22 protein-coding genes and 1 tRNA gene are annotated in these 24,630 nt (G+C 48.7%); 9 read left to right on the top strand and 14 right to left on the bottom strand.

Going from position 1 to position 24,630, the window contains the following annotated elements:
* Positions 1-268 precede the first annotated feature (268 nt).
* The 6 genes from ACBZ72_11685 to ACBZ72_11660 all read left to right on the top strand — a co-directional run bounded on the left by ACBZ72_11685 (position 269) and on the right by ACBZ72_11660 (position 5,307).
* Positions 269-381 (top strand) — tRNA-Ser (locus ACBZ72_11685).
* Between the two features lie 110 nt (positions 382-491).
* Positions 492-1,286 carry a P-loop NTPase gene (locus tag ACBZ72_11680; protein ID XES76820.1) on the top strand — a complete coding sequence of 265 codons (795 nt, stop codon included), beginning with the start codon at positions 492-494 and terminating at the stop codon, positions 1,284-1,286.
* Entirely contained in the window at positions 1,279-2,415 is a 1,137-nt protein-coding gene (locus ACBZ72_11675) for an iron ABC transporter substrate-binding protein (protein ID XES76819.1), read from the top strand. The genes ACBZ72_11680 and ACBZ72_11675 overlap by 8 nt, the downstream gene beginning before the upstream one ends.
* A 23-nt stretch (positions 2,416-2,438) precedes the next feature.
* Positions 2,439-3,488 (top strand): methyltransferase, encoded by a 1,050-nt coding sequence (locus ACBZ72_11670; GenBank protein ID XES76818.1) that lies wholly within the window; start codon positions 2,439-2,441, stop codon positions 3,486-3,488.
* Positions 3,488-4,555 carry a FecCD family ABC transporter permease gene (locus tag ACBZ72_11665; protein XES76817.1) on the top strand — a complete coding sequence of 356 codons (1,068 nt, stop codon included), beginning with the start codon at positions 3,488-3,490 and terminating at the stop codon, positions 4,553-4,555. The genes ACBZ72_11670 and ACBZ72_11665 overlap by 1 nt, the downstream gene beginning before the upstream one ends.
* Complete coding sequence (locus ACBZ72_11660) at positions 4,552-5,307, top strand: ABC transporter ATP-binding protein (GenBank protein ID XES76816.1); 756 nt, start codon at positions 4,552-4,554, stop codon at positions 5,305-5,307. Before ACBZ72_11665 ends, ACBZ72_11660 begins: the two co-directional genes overlap by 4 nt.
* A 5-nt stretch (positions 5,308-5,312) precedes the next feature.
* Here the strand turns inward: ACBZ72_11660 and malQ are convergent, their stop codons facing one another.
* The 4 genes from malQ to treZ are packed head-to-tail and all read right to left on the bottom strand — an operon-like array spanning position 5,313 to position 11,301.
* Entirely contained in the window at positions 5,313-6,827 is a 1,515-nt protein-coding gene (malQ, locus tag ACBZ72_11655) for a 4-alpha-glucanotransferase (protein ID XES76815.1), read from the bottom strand.
* Positions 6,824-7,045, bottom strand: coding sequence for a hypothetical protein (locus tag ACBZ72_11650; GenBank protein ID XES76814.1), 222 nt, complete (start codon positions 7,043-7,045; stop codon positions 6,824-6,826). The genes malQ and ACBZ72_11650 overlap by 4 nt, the downstream gene beginning before the upstream one ends.
* A gap of 1 nt (position 7,046) precedes the next feature.
* Positions 7,047-9,485 (bottom strand): DUF3536 domain-containing protein, encoded by a 2,439-nt coding sequence (locus tag ACBZ72_11645; protein ID XES76813.1) that lies wholly within the window; start codon positions 9,483-9,485, stop codon positions 7,047-7,049.
* A complete protein-coding gene (gene treZ / locus ACBZ72_11640; GenBank protein ID XES76812.1) occupies positions 9,478-11,301 on the bottom strand; it encodes a malto-oligosyltrehalose trehalohydrolase in 1,824 nt (607 codons plus the stop codon). Before treZ ends, ACBZ72_11645 begins: the two co-directional genes overlap by 8 nt.
* Positions 11,302-11,443: 142 nt before the next feature.
* On the opposite strand from treZ, the gene ACBZ72_11635 reads away from it, so the two are divergent.
* Positions 11,444-12,691: a glycosyltransferase gene (locus ACBZ72_11635; protein ID XES76811.1), complete on the top strand. Its 1,248-nt coding sequence runs from the start codon at positions 11,444-11,446 to the stop codon at positions 12,689-12,691.
* 35 nt (positions 12,692-12,726) lie between these two features.
* Here ACBZ72_11635 and ACBZ72_11630 read toward each other — a convergent pair whose 3' ends face one another.
* Positions 12,727-14,334 carry a glutamate synthase-related protein gene (locus ACBZ72_11630; protein XES76810.1) on the bottom strand — a complete coding sequence of 536 codons (1,608 nt, stop codon included), beginning with the start codon at positions 14,332-14,334 and terminating at the stop codon, positions 12,727-12,729.
* A 526-nt stretch (positions 14,335-14,860) separates the two neighbouring features.
* Here ACBZ72_11630 and ACBZ72_11625 point away from each other — a divergent pair.
* Both ACBZ72_11625 and ACBZ72_11620 read left to right on the top strand, forming a co-directional pair.
* Entirely contained in the window at positions 14,861-16,942 is a 2,082-nt protein-coding gene (locus ACBZ72_11625) for a sodium-translocating pyrophosphatase (protein XES76809.1), read from the top strand.
* 168 nt (positions 16,943-17,110) lie between these two features.
* The gene (locus ACBZ72_11620) at positions 17,111-17,392 is read left to right on the top strand and encodes a hypothetical protein (protein XES76808.1); all 282 of its coding nucleotides are present in this window, start codon (positions 17,111-17,113) and stop codon (positions 17,390-17,392) included.
* Positions 17,393-17,456: 64 nt separating this feature from the next.
* Here the strand turns inward: ACBZ72_11620 and ACBZ72_11615 are convergent, their stop codons facing one another.
* From ACBZ72_11615 to twy1, 9 genes are all read right to left on the bottom strand, one after another.
* Positions 17,457-17,771 carry a hypothetical protein gene (locus ACBZ72_11615; protein ID XES76807.1) on the bottom strand — a complete coding sequence of 105 codons (315 nt, stop codon included), beginning with the start codon at positions 17,769-17,771 and terminating at the stop codon, positions 17,457-17,459.
* 197 nt (positions 17,772-17,968) lie between these two features.
* Complete coding sequence (locus tag ACBZ72_11610) at positions 17,969-19,423, bottom strand: replication factor C large subunit (GenBank protein ID XES76806.1); 1,455 nt, start codon at positions 19,421-19,423, stop codon at positions 17,969-17,971.
* Complete coding sequence (locus ACBZ72_11605; GenBank protein ID XES76805.1) at positions 19,420-20,418, bottom strand: replication factor C small subunit; 999 nt, start codon at positions 20,416-20,418, stop codon at positions 19,420-19,422. Before ACBZ72_11605 ends, ACBZ72_11610 begins: the two co-directional genes overlap by 4 nt.
* Before the next feature lie 225 nt (positions 20,419-20,643).
* Positions 20,644-21,039, bottom strand: coding sequence for a methionine--tRNA ligase subunit beta (gene metG / locus ACBZ72_11600; GenBank protein ID XES76804.1), 396 nt, complete (start codon positions 21,037-21,039; stop codon positions 20,644-20,646).
* A 36-nt stretch (positions 21,040-21,075) separates the two neighbouring features.
* Positions 21,076-21,783: an HD domain-containing protein gene (locus ACBZ72_11595; GenBank protein XES76803.1), complete on the bottom strand. Its 708-nt coding sequence runs from the start codon at positions 21,781-21,783 to the stop codon at positions 21,076-21,078.
* On the bottom strand, positions 21,713-22,474 hold the full coding sequence (locus tag ACBZ72_11590) for an endonuclease V (GenBank protein XES76802.1): 762 nt from the start codon (positions 22,472-22,474) through the stop codon (positions 21,713-21,715). Before ACBZ72_11590 ends, ACBZ72_11595 begins: the two co-directional genes overlap by 71 nt.
* Positions 22,475-22,478: 4 nt before the next feature.
* A complete protein-coding gene (locus ACBZ72_11585; GenBank protein ID XES76801.1) occupies positions 22,479-23,129 on the bottom strand; it encodes a hypothetical protein in 651 nt (216 codons plus the stop codon).
* A gap of 72 nt (positions 23,130-23,201) precedes the next feature.
* A complete protein-coding gene (locus ACBZ72_11580) occupies positions 23,202-23,387 on the bottom strand; it encodes a hypothetical protein (protein ID XES76800.1) in 186 nt (61 codons plus the stop codon).
* 145 nt (positions 23,388-23,532) lie between these two features.
* Complete coding sequence (gene twy1, locus ACBZ72_11575) at positions 23,533-24,501, bottom strand: 4-demethylwyosine synthase TYW1 (protein XES76799.1); 969 nt, start codon at positions 24,499-24,501, stop codon at positions 23,533-23,535.
* Positions 24,502-24,630 lie beyond the last annotated feature (129 nt).

Raw genomic sequence — 24,630 nt, 5'->3', positions numbered from 1 at the left:
ATGCATCCATCCGTTTTGTTATCTTAATAGACTCTACTTAAGGTATGTCGTCAGGTTTGGTTTGGTTTTTTTGAAGGGGATTCGGGTATGGTAAATTTCTGTCTGAGTGGCGTTGGTTGAGTTGCGTGTGGTAATGTTGTTCATTCAGCTGCTGGGGTGGCTTTGTGTTTGCAGTTGTTTTTGCGCCTTTCTTTGCTTGGGTTGTGTGTGAATGGTTGTGGTGGAGTGAAACGTTTTTAGCCCAAAGCCGCATCTAATTGTCAGCTATGCCGGGGTGGCGGAGTGGTTATCGCGCTAGCCTCGAGATCCAAAACTGCACAAAGGGCAAGCCAGCTAGTGGGCTTCGTGCTCGCAGGGGTTCGAATCCCTTCCCCGGCGCCATTATTCTTTGCTATTTTTGCTGGTTTTGATGGTGTTACTGTTTTTTTATAAAGTAATACTTTAAATAGTGCTACTTTTCTGTAAAAAAGTAACACTTGCGGTGGTCAGGCATGAAACTCCTCATATGTGGAAAAGGCGGCAGCGGCAAAAGCACTCTCGCCTCTCTCCTATCAAAAAACCTCCAAACCAAAGGATACCGCGTTATAGTCGTAGACACCGATGAATCAAACTATGGCCTAAGCGCCCAACTTGGCTTAAAAGACCCCCTCGAACTCATGGAGCAAATCGGCGGCAAAAAAGCCGTTTTCCAGCGAATGTGGGCAAAACGTTCCGAGGGCGAAAAAGAGCCTCTCTTCACTGAGACTTGGCGCATCGACGACATACCCCCAGACTACGTTTCCCAAAACGGCAAAGGTCTATACCTGCTTCAGATAGGAAAAGTCAAACATTTCGGAGAAGGCTGCGCCTGCCCCATGGGCGGTTTATCCCGCGAATTCCTCAGCCACCTCCAACTTGGACCCAAAGACGTAGCCATCATCGACACCGAAGCGGGCGTGGAACACCTAGGCCGAGGCGTTGCCGGTAGTGTCGACTTGGTTTTAGCTGTACTGGACCCCTCTTACGAGTCGATAAAGCTGTCCCAAAAAATTACTGACATGGCAAAAGAAGCCGCTAAATCCGTTTACTTTATCCTCAACAAAGTACCCGATGCCCTCGCCGACAAACTAGTAAATAGTGTCGGAAAAGAACGGGTAATTGGAATTTTACCCTACAACCAATCCATACTGGAAAACGGATTAACGGGCACGGCGCTTGACTTAACTCTTCCAAGCATCGAGGCAGTTACAAGTTTTGTGCTTGAGCAATCCCAAGCAACTCAAAAAGCAGGTGACGCAAATGAATAAAGCCGCAATCTACGCCATCGTATGCATAGTTATCATCGTGGCTTCCGCGGGTGTCGCCCTAACCTACTACCAACCCGCATCTCCTGCTCCTTCAACGTTCCCTTCACCCTCAGAGACTCCGCAACCGACCCATCAGGTGACGGACATGGCAGGAAGAACTGTAACCGTACCTAACGATGTGTCCCGTATTGTTGGATTAAATTACGGCGCCCTACGGCTAATCACCTACCTATATACAAGTGACTTAGTTTGTGGAGTTGAACAAATAGAAAACCCCCTTGATGGACGCCCCTACGCTATGGCGCACCCTGAGTACTTGAATTTGCCAGTTATTGGTCCGCAGTTTGGCGGCGACCCAGAACTAATCGCAGCCCAAAACCCCGATGTGGTCTTCATCACTGACACTGCCACTTCAAACCTTGACTCCTTGCAGAGCCAACTTGGAATACCCGTCGTCGGTATCGTCTATGGTGGTCTCGATACCCCCGACAGTGTTCAAACCTTTTACGATAGCCTTACCCTTATGGGGCAAGTGTTGCATAAGGAAGACCGAGCCACGGCAGTCATAAACTACGTCAGCGGATTGATGAGCGACCTCCAAACTCGGACCTCTAACATACCCGACTCACAAAAACCAACCGTGTACATTGGCGGACTCTCCTCACGTGGACTTCACGGCTTCACTTCAACAAGCGCCTTCTACTCGCCATTCACCATGACCAGCTCAAAAAACGTCATAACCCCTGATATGGCTCAAAACAGCACCCAAGTTGTAAACATAGACATGGAAGCGCTTCCAGGGTTAAACCCCGACGTACTCTTTGTTGACCATAACGGGTTAAGCCTGTGTCAACAAGACGTAAACGACCACGCTGACGTGTACGAGCAGCTAGATGCCATAAAAAACAACTGTGTCTACGGCTTGATGGGCTACAACTGGTACGCCCTCAACTTTGACGTAGCATTATCGGACGCTTACTATGTAGGTACGGTTCTTTACCCTGACCAGTTTGCAGACATAAACCCCCCGCAGAAAGCCGACGAAATCTACACCTTCCTTTGCGGTGCACCCCTATATGACCAGATGGTTCAACTCACCGGCGAGTTCGGGCCAGTAGCTCTCAAATAAAGACAAGCGGAGAAACAACAGCCATGAAAGACCCCAAAACGCTACTAACCCCTCCATCTATCCGCTCAAAAGCCTTTGCAGCCTTAATGGAGAATGCGCTGCAGGGCTTAGAGCGGTTTTATCTGCTCACCACCGCTTGGGACTCAAACCTCTTTGAACATACAGTCACTCCAAAAACAGCACACGAATTAGCCCACGCCCTCAACTACAATGAAGCCATGGCCGTCATGTTTTGTGATGCACTGGTCGAGATGGGCGTGCTGGCAAAATCTGGCGATGCCTACGGTAACACGCCACTGGCTCAAACCTACCTTACGCCCTCCTCCGAACATTACTTGACCCATACTCTTCACAACATGAAAAGAAGCGCCGACCGCTGGACCCAGCTGCCAATCCTACTCAAAAACGGGCCCATTATGCAGGAAAGAACAGAACTCTTTGGTGAGAACTGGCTGTTTAGCATCGCGGAGTGGGCGCAGGCAGGCTCAGTTTCCGACACCATAAACGCCGTAAAACCGCATGTCAACTGGCAAACCTGGCGGCGCCTTTTAGACCTTGGCGGCGGGCACGGTCTTTACGCCATTGCCTTCACAGCGCTCAACCCCCAGTTGGAAGCCTTCATTTTTGACCTGCCCCGCGTCGTATCTGTCACCCGCAAATACGTTGAAGAATACAACGTCCAAAACGTCCACATTTTGCCTGGGGACTTCTATCACGACAGCATAGGTCAAGATTACGATGTTGTCTTCTCGTCGTTTAACCAAAGCTGCAGCGACCCCACCCTTATCCCAAAAATTGTCAACGCAGTAAAGCCAGGCGGGGATGTTGTGCTTCGCCGCTTTAAAGACTCGGACCGCGAAGGTGCCCTTAAAACTTTGGACTGGAACCTTTTGGCGTTTGAAGGTAAACAACTGGGTAGCAAGGCGCACTCGGCTGGTCCAATAGTCGAACGGGAAGCATACCTTGACAAGCTCAAGCAAGCGGGACTCGAAGTGCAGGAAATAGTTTCGGTGGATGCTTTTTCTGAGATAATCTTTGCACGTAAACCTACACCTAACGGAAGCAGCATATAATGACCCAAAAACAGGCTGACGGCTCAACGAAACCTGGTTCTTCAGGATACTCAAAATACGTTGGGCGAAAAATCCTCTTCATAACTGTCTGCGCCATCGTCTTAATCGTAGTTTCCCTCATAGCGTTAAGCATAGGTTCGGCGAATCTGTCTCTGTCTGAGGTTTTGGAGCAAATCGCCAGCCAAAGCGGAATCGCATGGAGCATCCGTTTACCTCGCGTGTTAGTAGCAGTAATTGCGGGAGCTATGCTTGCCCTTGCCGGTGCTGTCATGCAGTGTCTGCTTAAAAACCCGCTCTGTGAACCCTACACGCTTGGGCTTAGCCAAGCCTCGGCGTTTGGAGCCGCCTTCGCCATAGTTGTTCTGGGCGCGGGAGCGTTTTATAGCAACTCCAAAGATGCCGTTATCGTAAGCAATCAATACACTGTAACATTGTGTGCCTTCTGCTTCTGCCTAATTTCCACCGCCGTCATTTTAGGGTTGACACGGTTAACCAAGGTTTCACCTGAATCCATCGTGTTGTCAGGGGTGGTTTTGGGCTCCATTTTCGCCGCGGGACTAACGGCGGTGCAATATTTTGCCAGCGACGTACAAATAGCCTCCATTATTTACTGGACGTTTGGAGATTTAAGCCGCATAACCTGGGACAGCTTAACCTTAGTTGTAGCCGCGTCTACCCCTGTGCTCATTTACTTCCTGTACAACCGCTGGAACTACAACGCCATCGACGCCGGCGTAGACACCGCCAACAGTCTGGGCGTTAACGTCAACCGACACATCACCGTGGGCATGGTGCTTGCCTCCGTCGTTGCTGCTCTGATAGTTTCTTTGATGGGCATCATCGGATTCGTGGGTTTACTGGCGCCCCACATGGTTAGACGCGTAATAGGCTCTGATAACCGCTTTGTGCTGCCCGCCTCCGCGTTAGTCGGCGGTTTAATTTTAGTTGTTTCTGACACGTTAGCCAGAACCATAATTTCCCCTCTGGTTTTGCCTGTGGGCGTAATCACAGCCTTCATGGGTGGACCCTTATTCATGTACATACTCATTCGGGGGTATAGAAAATGAAGTTGAACGTAAGAGACATAGAATTTTCCTACAAAAGCGGCCCCTCCGTGCTCAAAGATATCCACATGGAGGTGGATGCACACGAAATCCTCACCATACTGGGACCCAACGGCGTGGGCAAATCCACCCTGCTCAAATGCCTCAATGGGCTGCTGAAGGCTCGACGAGGCACCGTTATGGTGGACGGCGAAGAAATCCACAAAATGAAACGTGTTGAAGTCGCCAAGCGGGTGGGGTATGTCCCTCAGCGGGCGGACGTTTCAAAAATCACGGTTTTTGATTCGGTTCTGCTGGGACGAAAACCCCACATCACGTGGGATGTTTCAAGCAAAGACATAGAAATCACCAAAGACGCAGTGAACTGTCTTGGCTTAGATGCGCTCTCGCTTAAGTACATTGATGAAGTGAGCGGCGGGGAACTGCAAAAAGTCCAGTTAGCACGTGCATTAGTGCAGGAACCCAAAGTTTTGCTTCTTGATGAACCCACAAGCAGCTTGGACCTTTGTAATCAGCACCGCATCATGGCAACACTTGTGGATGTGGTTAGACGAACCGACTTAACCGCTATTCTCACAATGCATGACCTCAACCTTGCACTGCGGTACTCAGACAAGTTTCTGCTGCTTAAAGACGGCAAAATCTTCGCCGCGGGCGACCACAGCGTCATCACCCCCAAAAACATCGAAGCCGTCTATGGGCTCCCCGTGAACGTGGAAAAATACGTCGGGCGACCTCTTGTAATACCCCTTTGACAGGGTCAGCCGCGGTTTGCTTGCTTTGCTGCTTGCCCAAACTCGTTTAGCTTCTCGCTTGCCAGTTGCTCTGCGGTGACTCTCCACAGCCAGTTGCCGCTTTGCCGCGCTGGAAAATTCATGCGTGCCTCTGACCCCAACCCTAAGACGTCTTGGAGTGGCACAATGCTTAGCCGCGCCTTAGATGATAGCGCCATTTTGACAAATTCAAAGCTAACCTGCGTCTCTGAAACCTCCCGTCCCACCTCAGCAAAGACTTTCCGCTTTGCTTTGGCGTCTGCTTCCTGAGTAAACCAGCCCCTCACCGTGTTTGTGTCATGCGTTCCAGTGTAAACCACCGCGTTTGAAACGTGATTTTCAGGGCGATGCGGATTAGCTGCGGAGCCGCCGAAAGCAAAAAGCAGCACCCTCATGCCTGGAAGCCCCAGCCAGCTTATGACTTTGTGGACGGGTTTGGTTATGTAGCCTAAATCTTCGGCGATAAATGGCAACGTTGGAAAGTGCTCTTTGACTTTGTTAAAGAAGGTTTTTGTGGGTGCCCTTATCCAGCGGCCTGTCTTGGCGGTTTTAGCGTGGGCGGGAACCTGCCAGTAAGCCACAAACCCGCGGAAATGGTCAAACCGCAGCACATCACAAAACTTCAGGTTATGCTCTAACCGGCTAATCCACCACTCAAACTGTGTCTCAGCAAGCCGTCGCCATTTGTATATGGGCGTGCCCCACAACTGCCCTGTTTTGCTAAAGTAGTCAGGCGGAACCCCCGCGATAAACTGGGGCATGAGCTGCTTGTTGAGCTTAAACAGGTCAGGGTGCGCCCAAACATCTGCACTCTCCAAACTCACATAAAACGCCAAATCCCCAAAAATCTTCACCCCCCGCTTGTTACAGTACTCTTTTAGCGCCTGCCACTGGCTAAAAAAAGTGTACTGAACAAACTTCTCCTGCTCTACCTGCTCCTTGAGGCTTTCGGCATGCCTGACTAGTGCTTGGGGTTCACGGTTGCGCAACGGTCCAGGCCACAGATACCATGGTTCGCCGCTTTTGCTGGCGAGCGCTTTGTAGAGGGCATAGTCATTTAGCCAACCCGACATCTCCAGTTGGAACTGTTCAAAATCCGCCGCCCCTGTCAGCGCCTTATTTTTCGATTTGCAAAAAGCTTGGAAAGCGTGGTTAAGGAGCGCCGTTTTTGTTTTTTCTGCAGCCACAAAATCTACTTTGTTTGTTGCCTTGAGGCGTGCGTTTTCCATTTGGGGTTTGGTGATTAAGCCTTCTTCGGATAGCTTTTCGGGGCTGATGAGCAGGGGGTTTGCGGCGAAGGCTGAGTCGGTTTTGTAGGGGGAGTTGCCTTCGGTGGGGCTGGTGGGATTAAGCGGCAGCACACTCCAAAACTGCTGTTTAAGCGAAACCAACCGGTCTGCGAACTTGTAGCTTTCAGGGCCAAGGTCGCCGATGCCAAAAGCGGAAGGCAACGAAGTAACATGCAGAAAAACGCCGCTTGCCCGCTTCGCCGTTGTTGTCATGTCGCGTCACCATAAATTTGTAGTGCTACTGGACGCTGCGCCCACAATTTTGTCGCATCCATAGCCAATTCTGTCCCACTCTGCTTAGCTTCTTTTCGGTTTCTTTGTCTGCTGATGCAGGTTCCCTGCTTAGTCAGGTACGGCAGCACCTCTTGGAGTTGGTCAAAGCCAAACTTGCTGCTAAACTGCACGCGTTGCGCGGCGAACGGGCTTTTCACGTTACTCCAACCGTATTCCAATCAAATCACAAAGCTGCCTAAACGCTGCAACCCACGCCTGAGCGTTTGGGTCGTCTTTCTTTTCTTTTTGTTCTCTGTAATGGCCATGCGCAATCTTGAAAGCGATGTTTTGTGAAAACCACAAATTCAAATGAATAGGCAACGCTTTAACTGCCTTCACCGTTTGACTAATCCTCAAAACAAGCTCAATCTGTTCGGGTGCCTGCGCAAGCTCTGTGAATTCTGTTGCGATTCTCTCGTTGGCTTTAAGTGCAAAAAGCTCCAAATCGATGTCTACATCCATGTGTTTTGCGTCGTCAATTAACCGTTGAAGCGCCTCCACATCAAACTCTTTCTCCGAAAGCACCTGGGTGATTCCATTGTTCACGATGACGTTGGCGGCGGCTTTGAAGGCGTGGGGAATGGGGAACCTGATGTCTTTCATGAAGCGCATCAACGCCGAATTGTCATGGTATACAATGTCGTAGAGTCCCGCTGCCTTTTTGATGCCGTCTTCAATTACAAAGCCCAAGATGCGTTTCTGGTCGTCTTTGAACATGTTTTTGAGGCTGTAGGTGTTTGAGCCAAAATGTTTGGGCATAAGCTGGATGGCTTCATTTATTTGCCCTTTCTCAAAGCTGTCCCGAATTTCCACTTTCATGGCGCTGTAGGCTTCAGGCGGCATGCGGCAGTATGACCCGCAGGAAACATTATGGTCACCTAACCAAACAGCGGCACAACCGAAAACGTCTTCATCTAACGTTATCCGTGAAAAAACCCGTAGGCGACCCAGCGCCAAACGGAACTTTCCGCTTTCTCGCTTCTCCAATTCCTCTAAAGTGACCTCAAAGCTGCGGCTGGAAGCCGCCATGGACGAGTTGGACGACTGAGAGTTTCCTAAAAGAAGGTTCGAGATGATGTTTAATGCGCTTATCTTCGTTAAATCCGTCATGGCAGGCTTCACAAATAACTCGTAAATTTTTGCGCCATCCCCATATTCAGGACGGTTGCTCGGCGCCTGTTTTAGCCTGTTAACGTATTCGGGTTCAAGCTCTGTTCCAAACGTTTCTTTGGCAAGCTGCATCGCTCTTGCCGCATACATCATGACCTGCGTGGTTTCTATGCCTGAAATTTCCTCAAAAAACCAGCCGCAACTGGTGTACATAAGCAAGGTTTGTCTTTGCATCTCAAGCAGCTTCATAACCCGCCGCTTCTCCTCCTCGCTGAGTTCCCTGCTGGCTTGGTCGGCGAGGAATTTGTCAACGTTCTCCCGTGACCGATCCAAAATCACTTGGATGTACTCGTTCCGAGCCTCCCAGGGGTCTTTGAGGTATTTTCCTGCTTCTGCCTCAAAACTGGGTGCAAGCAAATCCCTAAGCCAATCCATAGCTTCACGAAGCGGTTTACGCCATGCCTGATGCCAAGTGGGGTGTGTTCCTGTGCTGTCTCCGCAGTCGTTTCGCCACCGCTCAACCCCATGGCTGCAGCTCCAGGACGTGTTCTCGATAATTTCAACCTCGTGTTCTGGAGGGAACTTTTCCAAAAACTCCGAAAAATTCGTGATTTGAGCCAGTTTGTTTGCAGAAATGTAGTAGAGGCAGTAGGCTAAGCTCATGTCGCCGTGGGCGTGGTGGTGCCCATAGAGTTCTCCATCGGAGGCTAAACTCTCTAAGCCTGTTGTGTTTCCCCTCTTGAACCGGGACAAAAGCATGTTCCCAAAAAACTCGCCGTTGGAAAGCGCGGAACCAAAAGCTGCCTCGTTTGATGCCGTGCGGTCATAGAAGAATACGTTTATGGTTTTACCCGAAGCTAACCTGCATAAATACGCCTTTTTTGTGTCTATTCTTCCCTCCGACACGTTGGTCCATTTTTCTTCGCCGATTTTCCTTACGTTTTTGGCTTGAAGTGGACCAAGAATGGTGAATTTTATGCCGTTTTCCGCTAAAACCTCAAGCGTCTCGTTGTCCACTGCGGCTTCAGGTAGCCACATGCCCTCAGGAAACCGCCTAAACCGTGCCTGAAAGTCTTGTATGCCCCACTTCACTTGGGTTTCTTTGTCTCTTCGGTTGGAGAGGGGCATAATCATGTGGTTGTAGACCTGCGCGATGGCTGAGCCGTGTCCAGAAAAGTTTTTCATGCTTTCTTTGTCGGCTTCCAGAATCGACTTGTACAATTCAGGGTCATGTTTCTCTATCCAGTACAGTAGCGTGGGACCAAAGTTGAAGCTGATTTGCGAGTAGTTGTTTACCAGCCCGATTATGCGTCCTTGGGGATCCATGATGCGGGAAACTGAGTTAGGTGCATAACACTCCGCGGCTATGCGCATGTTCCAGTCGTGGTAAGGGTGTGCGGCTTCTTGGGCTTCCACCTCTTCCAGCCAAGGATTTTCACGTGGCGGCTGATAAAAATGTCCATGAATGCAGATGTATTTTTCACTCAAAGACCTTCACCAAGTCCGCGTTAGCATAAACTGCTACACTTAAAGGCGCCACCAAAACCTGTCGGGAAACTGGTTTTTTGGGCTGCACTGCACCCTGCCCCACCCAAGCAGTATTCGCCGAATCCAAAACCTTCACAAAGCCCCTCTGTGCAGACCCCAACGCCGTCTTCACTTCGTGGCTATTGAAGTTGGCAACCAACCCCCAAGCACCCTCTCGCGACATAAGCAGGACTCCTTCTGTTTCGCCTTCCGCCACTTCCATACGAAAATTTTGCTCTGAACTTTTGCCGTGAAGATGCTTTCGCACCTGCAGTAACCTCTGGTAGTATTCCAGCATTTTTTGGCTTGCTCCTCTGCTGCGTTGTTCCCAATTAATCTTGGAACGCATAAACGTGTCGATGCTCTGCGGGTCAGGGATTTCTGAAAAAGACGCCTCTTCTTGGTGTTCTTTTCGTCTGCCCTTTCGCACCTTATCCGCCAAGGTTTGGTCAGAAAAACTCGTGAAATACAAAAACGGTGCCTGCTCACCGTACTCTTCCCCCATAAACAGCAGCGGAACGTAAGGCGACAAAATCACCAGTGCCGCAGCCAGTTTTGCTGCCTCCCACCCCGCCAAGCCGACTAGGCGCTCCCCACGGGCGCGGTTTCCTATCTGGTCATGGTTTTGCGAGAAAACCACCAATCGTTCAGGCAAAACCTGCTTTGATGAGGTGCTTTGTTTGGTTTCAAAGAACGGGCTAAACTGCCCCGAATAAGCAAGCCCTTTATGCAAGGCTTTCGCTAGGTCGCTTACGTGGCCAAAATCCACATAGTACCCTGCTTTTTCCCCTGTGACCAATGCGTGCAGGGCGTGATGGAAATCGTCTAGCCACTGTGCATCTAACCCAAAACCCCCCGCGCTTCGGGGCTGGATGAGTATTTGGTCGTTTTGGTTTGTTTCCGCAATAAGGTACCCTTTTTTATGTCGCTGTTTCAAGTAGGCATCGACTGTTTCTGACATTTCCTTTAGAATGTGCTTGGGGCTGACATCCATGATGGCGTGAACAGCATCCAACCGCAAAGCGTCGACATGGTAGTTTTCAAACCAGAAAAGGGCGTTCTCCAAAAAGTAGTTACGAACCTCCCTGCAGTCTTTTCCGTCAAAATTTATGCTTGACCCCCACGGCGTTATGCGGCTTTCAAGAAAGTAGGGGCCAAAATCCGCCAGACAGCTACCTTCAGGACCAACATGATTATAAATAACATCCAAAACCACTGCAACCCCGCTTGCGTGGCAGGCTTGAACGAGCCTTTTGAGCTCCAAGGGACCGCCATAGGTGTTTTGCACGGCGAAGGGGAAGACGCTGTCATAGCCCCAGTTGCGTTCCCCTGAAAACTGCGTCACGGGCATAAGCTCCAACGCGTTCACGCCTAACTCGGAAAGCTGCTTTATGCGCGGTACGATTGCGCTTAGGGTGCCTTCTTTGGTGAAGGTTCCCACATGCAGCTCATAAAGAACCATGTCGGCAAGGTTTGGGGCACTCCAAGTTTTGTCGTTCCAATTGAAGGCGTGGTGGTCAACAACAGCGGAGGCGCCAAAAACGCCTTGTGGCTGAAAATGTGAGGCAGGGTCAGGCTTCATGCCTTTTTGGTCTATCTTGTAGCGGTACTGTGTGTTAGATCTGATGCCTTTGAGGGTTAGCTTCCAGTAGCCCTTTAGGTCTTTGTTCATTGGTATTGGCTGCTCTTGATTTACAACTAAGCTGACTTTGTTGTGGTAGGGTGCCCAGACAGTGAATTCGCAGTTTTCTTTTTGGCAGTTAGCTCCAATTTTCATCTGCGTTCCTCATTTGACGTAACCGTTAAAATATCTGTTAGGGTGTGCTGTTGTCAGCGTGCAAAACTGTGACAAACTTATTAGTGTCGATTGTTTAATATTAGCTTTGTCGGCTTCTTTGGATGTTTGAAGGCACAAGACTATGCGTGTAGAACTTGTAAAACCCATAAAACTGGATGATTACACCAAAATCGTTGGCAAAGAAGAAATCAATTCGGTAAAAGCCTTGGCTGAATCCTTGAAGCAGAAATCCGTAACTCACGTGAACTCCACAGCTTTCGGGGGCGGAGTGGCAGAGATTCTAAACAGCATGGTTCCCCTTATGAAGGACATCGGGTTAGATGTTCGTTGGGAAGTGCTTCAGGGTGCTTTTGACTTTTTTAACGTGACCAAAAAAATCCACAACGCCCTGCAAGGCATGAATGTGCCTTTAACTGAAGAGGAAGAAAGAATTTACCTTGACTACAACAAGGCAAACGCTGAGTCTATTGTTCTGGACACTGACTTTGTTGTGGTTCATGATAATCAGCCCGCTGCTTTGATCAATTTTCAGAAAAAGCAAAATAGTGAATGGATTTGGCGCTGCCACATTGACCTTTCCACCCCTAATTTATCTGTCTGGGCGTTTCTGGAACAGTACATCAGGCGTTATGAGGGCGCGATTTTCACGGCTAAAGAATACGTTATGCCTAGCCTTAACGTTCCCGAAATTCAGGTCAGCCCCCCTTCAATTAATCCTCTAAATGAAAAAAACAAAGACCTCTCTGACGACACCGTAAGAGGTATTTTGGAGAAGTTTGGTGTACATCCTGACAGGCCAATTATCACTCAGGTTGCCCGCTTTGACCCATGGAAAGACCCGTTGGGGGCGGTTGATGTGTACCGCATGGTGAAAAAGGAAATGCCGCAGGTTCAGCTTCTCCTAATTGCAGGAATGGCAACTGACGACCCTGAAGGCTGGCTGTATCTGGAAAAGACGGCTCGGCACATCGGCGAAGACCCCGACGTTCACTTGCTCACCGACCTGAAAGGAGTTAACGATTTGGAAGTAAACGCTTTCCAACGAGCCTCCCAGGTTGCTCTGCAGCTTTCCACACGGGAAGGCTTTGGGTTGACTGTGGCGGAAGCGTTGTGGAAAAAGGTGCCCGTTGTTGGTCGGAAAGTTGGTGGGATTCCGCTTCAAATTTTAGACTGCAAAACGGGTTATTTGGTTGACACGGTGGACCAGGCAGCGGAGAAAACGCTCTACCTTCTTAAGCATCCTGCTGAAGCCAAGCAGATGGGTGCCAACGGCAAGGAACATGTGCGTAAGAACTTTTTGGTTGTGGGGCACTTAAAGGACCACTTAACACTTTTCAAAGACCTTGAAAAACTAAAACAAGCCGCTTAACAGTACGCTGGAAAAAAGAAGAAGGTGGATAGTGCTTATTCGAGGATTGCCTCGACAGCATCCTTCTCAACTTCACTTGCCAACGGGATACCCGTGACCTTGGTCGCTAACTCGGAAAGGCTCATCAAGTCGCCTCTGCCAAGCAAGTTTAGTTTCCACTTGCGGTTACCCGCCATCAACTGCTTCAAACCAACCCCCACGCGGTCCGTTAAGTATGTGTAGACGCCTATGGCTTCCAAGGGGATTTCGCCAAACCGTGCCCCGTACTTTGCTTTTAGTTCAGGTGTGGTGATGAAGAACTTGTCTGGTGTGGTGCCAAAGCGGTCTGCGAACTGTTTAGGTAGTCTGCCTTCAGCTGCAAGCTGCTTAAAGTAGCTGGATTTCATCGCAGCCGTAATCGGCGAACGTCCCATCAGAACAGCTTTCACTAATGATCCCTCTCCAAAGTTGCTTAGGGCTATTGTCTTGAAGATGCTGGTTTCTTCGATGAATCCTCCAGCCATAACTAAGTCGGGAACATGTTTCCCTTTCTTTTTAAGTATCTGCGCGCATTTGAGAACTATGGCTTGTAGATAAACGGTAGGTATGCTCATCTCGTCCATCATGGGAACTGGACTCATGCCTGTGCCTCCGCCTGCACCGTCGAAGCTTAATGCGTCAATTTTAGCTTCTGAAGCAAACTTCATCGTGTAAGCCACTGCAGAGGGGCGATATGCGCCGGTTTTCAAAAACACTTTTTTGGCGCCTAGTTTGCGTAGCCATTCGATGTCTTCGATAAAGTTTTTCTCTTTAGGTATGCCTACTCTGCTGTGTCGTTCGAAGGTGTTGAATACCCCGTTTCTGAAGGCTTCTTGGACTGTAAGGTCTTCAGGGTCAGGAATGACGATGTAGCCGCGTTTCTTGAGCAGGATGGCCTTCTGTAGGTCTTTGATGCGTACTTCGCCACCTATAGCTTTTGCTCCCTGCCCCCATTTGCGCTCGATTATGTTGACTTCAAGCTGAGACAACGCATAAACGTCTATGCCTAATTCTTGGTCTTCCACGTTTGTCTGGACGATGACATCGCCATATTTTCCATCCCAGAACTTGCGGAACAGGTCCACTCTACGTTTTAGTTCTGGGGAGGCCATCACCTTGCCGCTTGCAAGCTTTGATTCAGTGTCCATGCCTACGACGTTTTCGCCGATAGTTATGGATACGCCTGCCAAAGCTGCGCCTGTCGCTAAGCCTTCCCAGTTGACTCGAGCAACTTCGGTCGAACCGAAAGCGCCTGTCAAGACTGGAAGCTTAAGCGGCATGCCGCCAACTTGAGTTTCCACGTTGACTTTGGGGAATATTGCGTCTTCGCTGCTTTCTCTGATGCCTTGAGCTTCGAATAAGCCGGCTTGGATGCTGAAGTGGCTCCAGTCTAAGCCGAAGTTTTTGAGTGCGCCGGCGGTGCTTGAACCGAATTGAATAGGTTCTGGGTAGAGGGCTTCATGTCCTCGAAACGCGGAGAGGCTGATTTCGCAGAGAACTGGGCAGTCGCGGATGCATATTGGACACATTCCGCTTAGGGTGTTTGTGTCTTTGAGGCGGGTGTTTGTTCCGACGGTTGATTTGCCATTTAAGTAGGAGCTGTTTTTTTGTACACGTTCGCTCATCATAATCACTTTTTTGTATGTTTGTACATTTTAACGCTTATTTTCAATGGATTTCTGTACAAACATTCAACTATATAATGTTATGCCAAAACTACGCTGTCCGGAATACCGTTTTCCGTATGTATCCTTTATGCGGGTTGTTGTTCGTACGGTTGATTTTTTGTTAAGTACGAAACCGTTTTATGTGCTTTTTCTTCCTTTGTTCACTTCTCTGCTATTCCAGAGCCATAAGAACTGAACAAACGTAAAAAAGCAGTACTTACTTAGGAGATTAAATATGCGAAGAAACAACTTTGACGTACTCATTAACAAAGATGCTGAACGGGTGTCTTTTTTTCTGTCTTGCTGTCCGAAGGACATTGCGTTTCTGTGTCTATAAACGCTGTATCCGCGACAGTTTTTCATAACCGAGATGTTTTTATTCAAAGTTATTTGTTTTTTCGTGAATGCTGTAGACATTTATTAAATAAGTTTATATTGGACGAGCGGACACTACGCAGAACTATTGCAAGCAAGGGGGAACATAATGGTAGGCACCTTTGGTCTATCTTTGTTTATAACACTAGCTGGTCTTCTTTCAATACTATTTGTAATTTTTACTTCTTGGAAAATTCTCAAGCAAGATGAAGGCACCGACAAAATGAAAGAAATCTCTGCATACATCAGAGAAGGCGCCTCCACTTACCTAAAACGACAATACACAGTTATAGCCGTAATCGTAGTAGTCCTCACCATATGCATCGCCCTCTTTGTGACACCCCTGATGGCAATCTCTTACGTGATTGGTGCAGTCTGTTCAGCCTCAACCGGTTTCATAGGCTTAAACATTGCAGTTCGATCCAACTCAAGAACTGCGAACGCTGCAAGAACCAAAGGGTTATCAAAAGCTTTAGACATCGCCTTCAGAGGCGGAACCGTTCTTAGTTTTGGCATTATGGGCATCGGCCTTTTAGGGGTAATGGGTGTCTTTACATTATTCGGCGGCTTAGATGCTGTCACTGCACCAACAGTTGTAAATGAAGTTATAGGTTTCAGTTTCGGCGCCAGCACTGTCGCATTATTTGCCCGCGTTGGCGGGGGCATATTCACTAAAGCCGCCGACATAGGTGCCGACCTTGTAGGCAAAGTCGAAGAACACATTCCTGAAGATGACGCTAGAAACCCCGGCGTAATCGCAGACAACGTCGGCGACAACGTTGGGGATGTTGCAGGAATGGGCGCTGACTTGTTCGAGTCGTATGTTGGCGCAATTATTGCAACAATGATTCTTGGTGCAGTGCTTCCAGAATTTCAGTCTTCGCCGGGAATCCCAAACATGGAGTGGGTCTTGCTTCCCTTAGTCATCGCTGGAGTCGGCATTATCTCATCAATATGTACAACCTTCACCGTTAGAGGTTCCCCAGAAAAAGCCTTAACCCGCGCCTCCGTCATAGCTACAATCGTTACTGCCGTGGCAACTTTCTTTGTGCTAATGGGTGTTCTTGGTTGGGGCTGGTATGAAACTCTATCCTCAGGAGTGTTCATTTCACTATTAAGCGGCTTAGTTGTTGGCGTAATCATTGGTCAAACATCCAATTATTTCACTTCAAGCAGCTTTAAACCTACAAAAATCACTGCTGCCGCATGTGAACAAGGACCCGCATTGACAATCCTTAAAGGCTTCTCAATGGGCCACTACAGCGTAGTTATTCCCATAATATTCATCGCCATCGCCGAAATGACCGCCTTTTTGCTTGGCGGAGTATACGGCGTAGCAATTTCAGCCGTGGGCATGCTCTCAATCATAGGCGTCGTAGTGGCTGCTGACGCTTATGGACCAATTACTGACAACGCAGCTGGTATAGCTGAACAGGCAAAACTAGCCCCTGAAGTACGAGACATCACCGACAAGCTGGATTCAGTCGGAAACACAATGAAATCAATCTGTAAAGGCTTCGCCGACGGCTCAGCAGCTTTAACGGCAATCGCCTTCTTTGTCACTATCACACAGTTGCCCGCTTTCACCTCATACGCCGCCACGTTCGCGGGTGGACAAGACGCTGTATTGAGCCTGCTTAACCCTAGAACCTTCGCGGGAATTCTAATCGGCGCAGCAATGCCGCCTTTCTTCACTGCAGTTGTCGTTTTAGGCGTAAGCAACGGCGCGGACAGAATGGTCAAAGAAATCCGCAGACAATTCCGCCACATTCCAGGCATAATTGAGGGAACCGCCAAACCCGACTACGCCCAATGTGTCAAAATCACCGCTGATAACGCCCTTAAGCAGCTAATCATTCCGGGGGCAGTCGCTATATTGGCGCCTATTATTGTGGGTATAACGTTGGGGCCATCAGCCATGATTGGTATGGTGGCTGGCGCTATCATCGTTGGGTTGATGTTGGGTCTCTTCATGGGTAACGTAGGAAACACATGGGACAACGCAAAGAAACACGTTGAAAGTGGGCACTTCGGAGGAAAAGGCAGTGCAGCACATGCAGCAGCAGTCATAGGCGATACTGTTGGCGACCCCATGAAAGACGCCGCGGGGCCCGGGCAGAACATATTCATCAAGCTCATGTCAGTGACAACGCTTGTCTTTCTGCCCGTAATTATCCAATTTTTCATTTAAAATTGGCGACGTATGTTAGTGGCTGTTGGAAAACAGCCGCAAATTACCTTCTTTATTCATCATTATGATTTGTTTGTGAAAGGACCTATAGCTTTCATAAAAAATTATGAACAATTCATAAACAAATTTAAATTCTTACAAAATAATGAATAATATTAAGGGTCATAAATGTCAGGATTAGACGAGTACCTAACAAGATACATTGCTGAACGTGCCCTTCTCCTTGAGAAATATGTTCTCAACGCATTCGACAACGAAGAAAAGCAGTTTTTGTGCCCCGATTCCCTTAACGAATCTGCTTCCGATCAAGACATTAAAAATTGCGAATTCTTAAAAGACGCAGAAATATTTTCTGAAGAAACAACGTTTGTGTGCAATGGAGACAACCGGTGTAGGGTTTTTCGGTTGACGAAAAAAGGGCAGGACTTTGCAGAAAAGCTCAGGCAATGAACGTTAGACCAAACGAGCAGAAGCGAAGACCCCTTTAGTTGGCACTTTTTGGTCTCTGTTTCTGTTATGTCTGCTTAGCTGTTACTATGCGGTCTTTTTTGAGGTCCTCTGCTAGTTTTAAGCCTAACTGTGTCAGACAGAAGATTTTGTATTCATTTCGACCTGACCTTGAGAACTGCAATCTTTCCCCGAAAATTTTTGCGTCACATAAAAGTTCCAAGTTTCGAATGTCCTTGGACTCGTTAATGACTCCTTCACGTGAAGCCAATATTGAAATGCAGTGGTCTTTGTTTTCGAGTGCAGTTAAAAGGTATCTTTTGTAGTTGATTGACCTTTTTTTTAGGTAGTCAGCAAGGTAATTAGCAAACTCGCTGGACATATGTTACTTTATGGGTTTTTGTGCCATTAAATTTTTCTGTTTGTATCTGAACACAAAATGATGTAGAAACCTTTTCAAGTTGTCTCTGGCACGGATTTCCAGTCATGTACACTTGAGGCATACACAGCTAACCCGTAACTCCTTCGTTGCGCAACTCCATAGTTGCAAGGGCACAACAAAATTGTACCGCAAACAACTCAGGTTTGGGTAAAGGATACTTCTGCCTTCAAAATGTCCTGCAGCGTGTCGCGTAGTTTGTCCATGTTGTTGTAGTTTCTTATGCTGTAAAGACCCTTTTCACGGCTGTAATCCAGTCCCAATCGGAGTAGCAAAACGAATTTGTCTTTTTCGACGTGTGGAAGCTTAAAGCCATTCTTGTTTAAAACAACCGTCGTGTTTAAACCAGCCCTCTTTTCATTTGCCCCCGCCGTTTTTAAGCCAATTAAGAAAGTCACTTCTTCAGGTGTAAGCTTTAGCCAATCAATCAGTGAATCTGCCTTCTTTTGCTGCAGCATAATCTTGAGGTAGGGTACGAAAATCGTTTTCGCTTCATATTTGCTAACGTGGCATTGGGCGCCGATTTTTGCGCAGATACTGTTAAGCATTGTTCGTTTGCCTTTAGTCCAGAACAGCGTCATGACTCTGATGGGCGGCGAAATCAACGTGAACGGCTTGTAGGTTTTCGGTGAAACGGCTGCGGCTTGAGCTAAACTATTAAAGAAGTACCTGAGCAGATTCCAGTGTTCGATGCCTATTCTGCCCCTGAACATGTCCGCTTGTGAAACAAAATCATACGCCTTGGCAAGCTCCAACGGGTTGGGGTACCTTAGCGGCAGGTTGTCACTTACTGCCATGAGCAGGTCGTCGTATTCGACGTTGGATCTGAAAAGCAACGAAGATGCCTCCTCTAAGGATTTCACGGAAAAGTATTCTCTGAGCAAATCATCCATGCTGATATCTTTGTTTCGTGCACTCAGCACCATTGTGTCTTGGAGGGTGAGCTTGTCACTTCTTTCGGCAAGGCTTTGTAGGTCGTTGATGGCAGAACGCATGTCGCCGCGGCTGTTTTGGGCGATTTTTTCCAGCGCTTCAAACTCTGCTTCGATGTGCTCTTTTTGGCAGATTTTTTGCAGTGCCCCAATTATCAGGGGAATGTGCACCTGTTGAAATCTGACCAGCTTGCACACTTTTTTGAGTGGGCGTAGCTTCTGCAGGTCGGGGTCGTTTGCAGCCATGATGACGGGGACACGGGATTTCTCCACAATTTTTATTATGGCGCTTACTCCGCCGCGGTCCTCGTTACCCGCGATGCCGTCTACCTCATCCATGAAAAGCATGTTTCCTTTCGTTTCCCTTGAAAACGTGTCTAATGCGACAAAGGAGGTTGCGGGTCCCGCTATGGCTTTGACGGCTTTTTCGGTGCGGGTGTCACTGGCGTTCATCTCGATAACGATGAAGCCGAACTCTTTGGCCGCAGCGTTAACCAGTGTGGTTTTGCCTACTCCGGGGGGTCCATAAAGCAGCACCGCCTTTTTTGTGCGCCGCTTTGCCCTTAGCCATTCGACGAAGGCGGCTTTGGCTTCTTCGTTGCCAACAACGTCAGCCACTTTGGTTGGGCGATATTTTTCTACCCAGAGCAGGTTTTCGCTCACGGAGTCTCCCCTTGCGTGTTGCCGACTTTAACAAACTGTGCAAGCAACGCACTGAGTTGGATGTCGCTGTTGGCTCCCTGCGTCAGGCGGTAATCATATTCGCCGATGATGTTTGACAGTTCGGCTTTCTGTTCAGGCGTAACAAACGACATCTTGAACAGTTCCCGCTGCATTTGGTGGACAATTTCTGAACCCGAAAACCCAAACTCGCCCATAAGTTCATACATCTTCTTTCGGGCGTCAATAAAGTTCCCGCTGAGGGCTTTGTTAATCATCACCTGCACCTTAACGCTGCTAACCTCCCCAACAACGTTCTGCACCGTTTTATCGTCAATAACGCCGTCATTGTAAACCGCTGCGGTCTGCAAGGCGTTGATGGCGTGCCTAAGGTCACCTTCACCGTAATCCACAATGCGTTCAGCGGTTCCTGGCGCCATGGTGACGTTTTCCTTTTTGGCAATCCACTTTAGATGTTCAGCCATGGCTTTGGGATCCAGTTTAGAGAAGCGGAACACGGCACACCGGCTTTGGATAGGCTCAATTATTTTGCCCGAGTAATTGCAGATAAGTATGAACCTTGATGTGCGTGAGCTCGTTTCCATAATTCTTCTTAGCGCGGTTTGTGCAGGGCCAGTCATTTGGTCGCTTTCGTCAAGAATAATCAGCGCGAAGGGTACGTTTCCAAATGCGGCTCGGCTGTAGCGGGAGAAGTCTTTGACTCTTTCCCTAACGGTATCAATGCCTCTCTCGTCGGAGGCGTTTAACTCCAAAGTGAAGGTTTTCCAGTTCTCCCCAAACAGTTCCCGCGCAATGCAAAGAGCCATGGTGGTTTTGCCTGTGCCTGGGATACCTGCGAAGAGCAGGTGGGGCATGGTTTTGGGGTTTCTCATGAACGCCTTTAAGCTTTCCACGATGTCCTTTAGGTCGACAACTTCGTCTAGACTTTTTGGTCGGTACTTCTCGACCCACATCAACGCTTCTTCATTAGATGCCATTAATAACCCTCAAATAAAGCAAGTTAACGTAATCTGCTTTCCTAATTTACCTTTCCAATCTCCCACTCTAAAGACAAAACCGCAAGAAGAACTCTTAACACTTGTTTAACATAGTCCGCATAAACTTCTACACGCCTATTTGGCGCCTATTTGGATGCTAATAGCATATCGATGCAGAACCTATAGAGGGGTAGAGGTATCAGCCTCTGAAAGTAAAAGGTGTGCTTATCCGATTTTGCTGCCTTCCGCCACGTCCCTGTCCGGCTGCAACACCGAAACCACGCCCGCCTCGTCTTCTGCCGCCAAAATCATGCACTGCGACTCAAACCCTGCCATCATGCGTCGCTTCAGGTTCAGCAGGAACACGCATTTCTTGCCCACCAACTCTTCAGGCTTGTAGTACTGCATGAGCCCCGCAACTGCCTGCCGTTTCTCGGTGCCAAAGTCCGCCATAACCCGAATGAGTTTTTTGGATTTCTCCACAGGAAGAACTTCAAGGATTTTGCCCACTCGCAAATCCAGCTTCAAAAAATCGTCAAACGTTATTTCAGGAACTGCCTCTGCTGCCTCGGGGGACGCTTCTTTTTGTTGGGTTTTTTCTGGTGCCTTTTCTGGTTCCATGCGTTTCGCCACTGCCTTTCACGGTCAATTGAAGTATTAAGTTTTCTGTGCAGCCCTTTGCTCTTTGATTTTCTTCACGACCTCTTCCACGCCGCTCCAGCCTTCCGACGCCTTCGCTTGGACCACCTCAAACGCCTCCTTCGCGTTCAACTTGGGCACACCTTCGCTGGTGGCTTTCCGCGTCAAGTACCAAGCCGCATCCAGAATCTGCCCGTTTAGCTGCGAGTCCACGTTGTCAGCCAAATGCACCACCAACGCCTCAACCGTACGGGGCTTGATGGGACCGTAGTTGCCGTAATGCGACGCAACAATATGAATCAGCTCCGCGGAAAACTCTCTGCGAACCATCTCCGCCGTCGCCAACGAAATGTGGTCAAGTCTGTCCGCAAGCGGCGACGATACAAAGTTGCCCTGCTCATCAACCATGTACGTGACTGGCTTGAAAATGTCGTGCAGCAAAACACCCGCCGTCACAAGGTCTCGGTCTACTTTGCCCCCGTAAACCTGCTCCACCACATCGCAGAGGGCAACGGCTATTTTCCATGTAGCCACCACATGCTCCATGTAGCCTCCCGTGTATGTGTGGTGATGGGAAAGTCCGCCGGGACACGCATCAAAAGAAGGACCCACGTAGACTTTGCCGTCTAAACTGAAGGTTGGGTTCTCCAAAAAATCAGCCACTTGGCTTCGCAGGTTGCCGTCTTGGATTTTGTCGGCTATTTCTTTGAGTTGCGCATTCAACATGGTGTTCGCCTGCACCTGTAGTTGTCGCCGCTTCAATTTTGGCTTTCCGCTCCGCCGACGCCAACTTGTGCGCTGCCAGAATCGGCTCGGGTACGCGGGCATAACGGATGCAGTGTTTGACGATTTCAACAGCTGTCGTTAACGAAACCTTGTGCCCAACGCTTACATAAACTGGCTTAGCATCCTTCTGGGTATGCACGACGGCGCCGATGACTTCCCCTTCAAAAACCAGAACTTGCTCTTCGCCCCTTCGCCTGACCTCGCCGACTAATCTATCCTTTGCCACACCAGCCGTCGGCATATCCAGCACTACGCCAAGGTGACTAGCTAACCCCAACTTGTAAGGGTGTGCTAACCCCTGGGCATCCACCAAAACGATGTCGGGCTGACGCTTCAGCTTCTTGATGCACGACATGCAGGCTGGAAGTTCCCGGAAAGAAAGCAACGTGGGAATATACGGAAACTTGACATGCTGAGTAACCGTTTGGGTTTCCAGAATCTCCAGCGAATCATAATCCAGAACAGAAGCAGCACCAAAGGCTAAACCAGCCGCGTACGCAACGTCAACACCCGCCACAAAACGGATTTTTCTGGGCAAACGGTTTTGGGTGATGACTTTTTGCGCCATTAACGTTTGGGCTTTGCGGGCTTTTTGGATTGAAAACTCAACAACAGCCACGCTGCTTTCCATCGCCTCATCCCTTGCTGGGTTGACTCCTTTTCTCCTGTCGCTCCTCGAAACCCCGCAGGTAATCCTCCAAGGCTTTGCGCCGAACTTCTTGGGTTAAGTCGCCACGGGTGGATTCGATGACTCTGCGAGCAACATCATTTTTTCTTCTCAGCCCCGGAACCAGCATGTATGCCTCGTCAAGGGCTTCCAGCTCAACATAAATTTCGTCCATGGTCTGCAGGCACTGCTCGCCTTTAGCTACGTCCCCTTCACGTAGTGCATCCAACGCTCGACGCCTGAACTCGCCAATAACGTCCGCTAACCCCAACACAAAGTCCACCGGCGGCGCACCAATTTCTTGGGGCTTTATGTATCTTGCATTCTCAAGTAATTCCAGAAAGATGCAGGCTTCTGAGTACTCCTGCATCGCCGCACTAAACATGCCTCCATAAATCATGGCTGGATGCCGCTCTGCCTGCGCTTTGAGGTTTGTGAGGAGTTCTTGGGCTTTTTCGAGTTGTTTTTTGGCTTCGGGAAGCCTTTTTTGGTGGCTGAGCAGTATTGTTTGTTTGGAGAGGCTGGTTGCTTTCCGCATGTTTTCGCGGGCTTCTTCCCATGCTTCTTCTTCCTGCATGAGTTCTTGTTTGATTTCTTGGAGTAAGCTTTTGAGGGACAAGTTTTCAACTCAGAATGGTTTAATTAAAAATAGAAGTGAAACAACGCTTATAGTTTTGCTTTAGGGCAGCTGTCATTCGGGGTCTGCCCATTTTTCCACGATAAGCTTGTTGTCTCCAAGTTTAAAACTTACTTTTACAAATATGGAGTCGGCTTCTTTAAAGGGGAACATGCTGTCCTCTGCTAAGTCTTTTGGTAAATAGACCAAGTATTTGCCGTCTTTTCTTCTGAAAAGCCTTCCTCTTCCTTCGTTGACCATGATTCACCACCCTGCTGATTTAATTGTAGGTTTAAGATTTAGGCACTACAAAATTCCTATTTAAGGGTTATATTCACGTTTTCCTTATATGGCTTTTTATTCAACCGCAAAAAGCCAAAAAGTGAATGAAATGATAGGTAATTTGTTAATTCTGGGACGAACCAAACCGTATTGGTTTCTCCAGTTTACTTAGTAAAACCACCCTGCTATCCGCCGACTCATCCAAAATCCGATACCCCGTTTTCTCAGATAACGCCAACGCAAAATCGTAAACCTCCTCATGGCTAGGCATGCGGTCAAAGCCCAAACGCAACCCCGAAAAACCCACATGCATATACGCCTTAGCCTCAACATACGTCGGCTCCGCCTTCGCCACCAACCGCGCATAACCCTCCACATCAGTCATGTTCAAGTCCCTCACAAGCGTTGAACGAATAACAGTCGGACAGCTAAAACTGGGCAACAACGCCAACGTTTCATTTAGCCGTTCCCACGCATCAGGCAATTGGGGACGACAAACCTGCTTAAACGTCTGCTTGTTTGGGGCACAAACCGAAACATACAACTGCGTGGGTTCCTGCCCTAAAGCGGCAATTTTTTCGGGTAAATTACCGTTTGAAACCAGAAACGTCGTTAACTCCTTGTTACGCAGCGTTCGCAGTAACTCCCCAAGCGGCTCATACATCGTCGGTTCCCCCGTTAAACTGATGGCAACATGCCTTGGTCTGTGAGCTTCCCGAAACTTTTGCGGGTCCGTTTTGGGGTGTCCCTTATACCCCGACAGAATCCGGTCCTGTGCCTTCAAGATTCCTTGTGCAATCTCCTCCGGCGGGTCCCATTGGGGCAGCTGCATTTCGTCCCAGTTAATTTGCAGGTCTCCGTTTTGGGCTCTCCAGCAGAACAAGCACTGTTGAGTGCAATAGAAAAGGGCGGGCGACATCTGGATGCATTGATGACTGTTTATGCCATAGAACTTTTGCTTGTAGCATGACCTGCCGCTGGTTAAGGCTTCGTAGAACCATTTACAGCGTTTCACGGCGGAGTGGCTGCCTACAAGGTGATACTTTTGTTTCTGCAAAGCTTGAATGAGAGCTTTAGGGACTAGATTCTGCATTACATTCACGGCTGCTTTGACTTAGCAAATGAACACACGCGTTTTATAAAACTGTCCCGCAAGTTTCCCTCTTAGAAAGGAAAAACGCGCTGCTAATCGAAATGCTTCTAACCTGTTAGGGTTCTATAA

The organism is Candidatus Bathyarchaeia archaeon (assembly GCA_041447175.1).
Classification (GTDB): domain Archaea; phylum Thermoproteota; class Bathyarchaeia; order Bathyarchaeales; family Bathycorpusculaceae; genus JADGNF01.
The sequence above is the reverse complement of the archived record's forward strand: the minus strand, read 5'-3'. Positions and strand labels throughout refer to the sequence as shown.

What these genes read in the sequence shown, in the direction of transcription:
- ACBZ72_11680 (XES76820.1), top strand. Translation starts at nt 492, where the DNA reads ATGAAACTCCTCATATGTGGAAAAGGCGGCAGCGGCAAAAGCACTCTC.
- ACBZ72_11675 (XES76819.1), top strand. Translation starts at nt 1,279, where the DNA reads ATGAATAAAGCCGCAATCTACGCCATCGTATGCATAGTTATCATCGTG.
- ACBZ72_11670 (XES76818.1), top strand. Translation starts at nt 2,439, where the DNA reads ATGAAAGACCCCAAAACGCTACTAACCCCTCCATCTATCCGCTCAAAA.
- ACBZ72_11665 (XES76817.1), top strand. Translation starts at nt 3,488, where the DNA reads ATGACCCAAAAACAGGCTGACGGCTCAACGAAACCTGGTTCTTCAGGA.
- ACBZ72_11660 (XES76816.1), top strand. Translation starts at nt 4,552, where the DNA reads ATGAAGTTGAACGTAAGAGACATAGAATTTTCCTACAAAAGCGGCCCC.
- malQ (XES76815.1), bottom strand. Translation starts at nt 6,827, where the DNA reads ATGACAACAACGGCGAAGCGGGCAAGCGGCGTTTTTCTGCATGTTACT.
- treZ (XES76812.1), bottom strand. Translation starts at nt 11,301, where the DNA reads ATGAAAATTGGAGCTAACTGCCAAAAAGAAAACTGCGAATTCACTGTC.
- ACBZ72_11635 (XES76811.1), top strand. Translation starts at nt 11,444, where the DNA reads ATGCGTGTAGAACTTGTAAAACCCATAAAACTGGATGATTACACCAAA.
- ACBZ72_11630 (XES76810.1), bottom strand. Translation starts at nt 14,334, where the DNA reads ATGAGCGAACGTGTACAAAAAAACAGCTCCTACTTAAATGGCAAATCA.
- ACBZ72_11625 (XES76809.1), top strand. Translation starts at nt 14,861, where the DNA reads ATGGTAGGCACCTTTGGTCTATCTTTGTTTATAACACTAGCTGGTCTT.
- ACBZ72_11620 (XES76808.1), top strand. Translation starts at nt 17,111, where the DNA reads ATGTCAGGATTAGACGAGTACCTAACAAGATACATTGCTGAACGTGCC.
- ACBZ72_11615 (XES76807.1), bottom strand. Translation starts at nt 17,771, where the DNA reads ATGTCCAGCGAGTTTGCTAATTACCTTGCTGACTACCTAAAAAAAAGG.
- ACBZ72_11605 (XES76805.1), bottom strand. Translation starts at nt 20,418, where the DNA reads ATGGCATCTAATGAAGAAGCGTTGATGTGGGTCGAGAAGTACCGACCA.
- metG (XES76804.1), bottom strand. Translation starts at nt 21,039, where the DNA reads ATGGAACCAGAAAAGGCACCAGAAAAAACCCAACAAAAAGAAGCGTCC.
- ACBZ72_11595 (XES76803.1), bottom strand. Translation starts at nt 21,783, where the DNA reads ATGTTGAATGCGCAACTCAAAGAAATAGCCGACAAAATCCAAGACGGC.
- ACBZ72_11590 (XES76802.1), bottom strand. Translation starts at nt 22,474, where the DNA reads ATGGAAAGCAGCGTGGCTGTTGTTGAGTTTTCAATCCAAAAAGCCCGC.
- ACBZ72_11580 (XES76800.1), bottom strand. Translation starts at nt 23,387, where the DNA reads ATGGTCAACGAAGGAAGAGGAAGGCTTTTCAGAAGAAAAGACGGCAAA.
- twy1 (XES76799.1), bottom strand. Translation starts at nt 24,501, where the DNA reads ATGCAGAATCTAGTCCCTAAAGCTCTCATTCAAGCTTTGCAGAAACAA.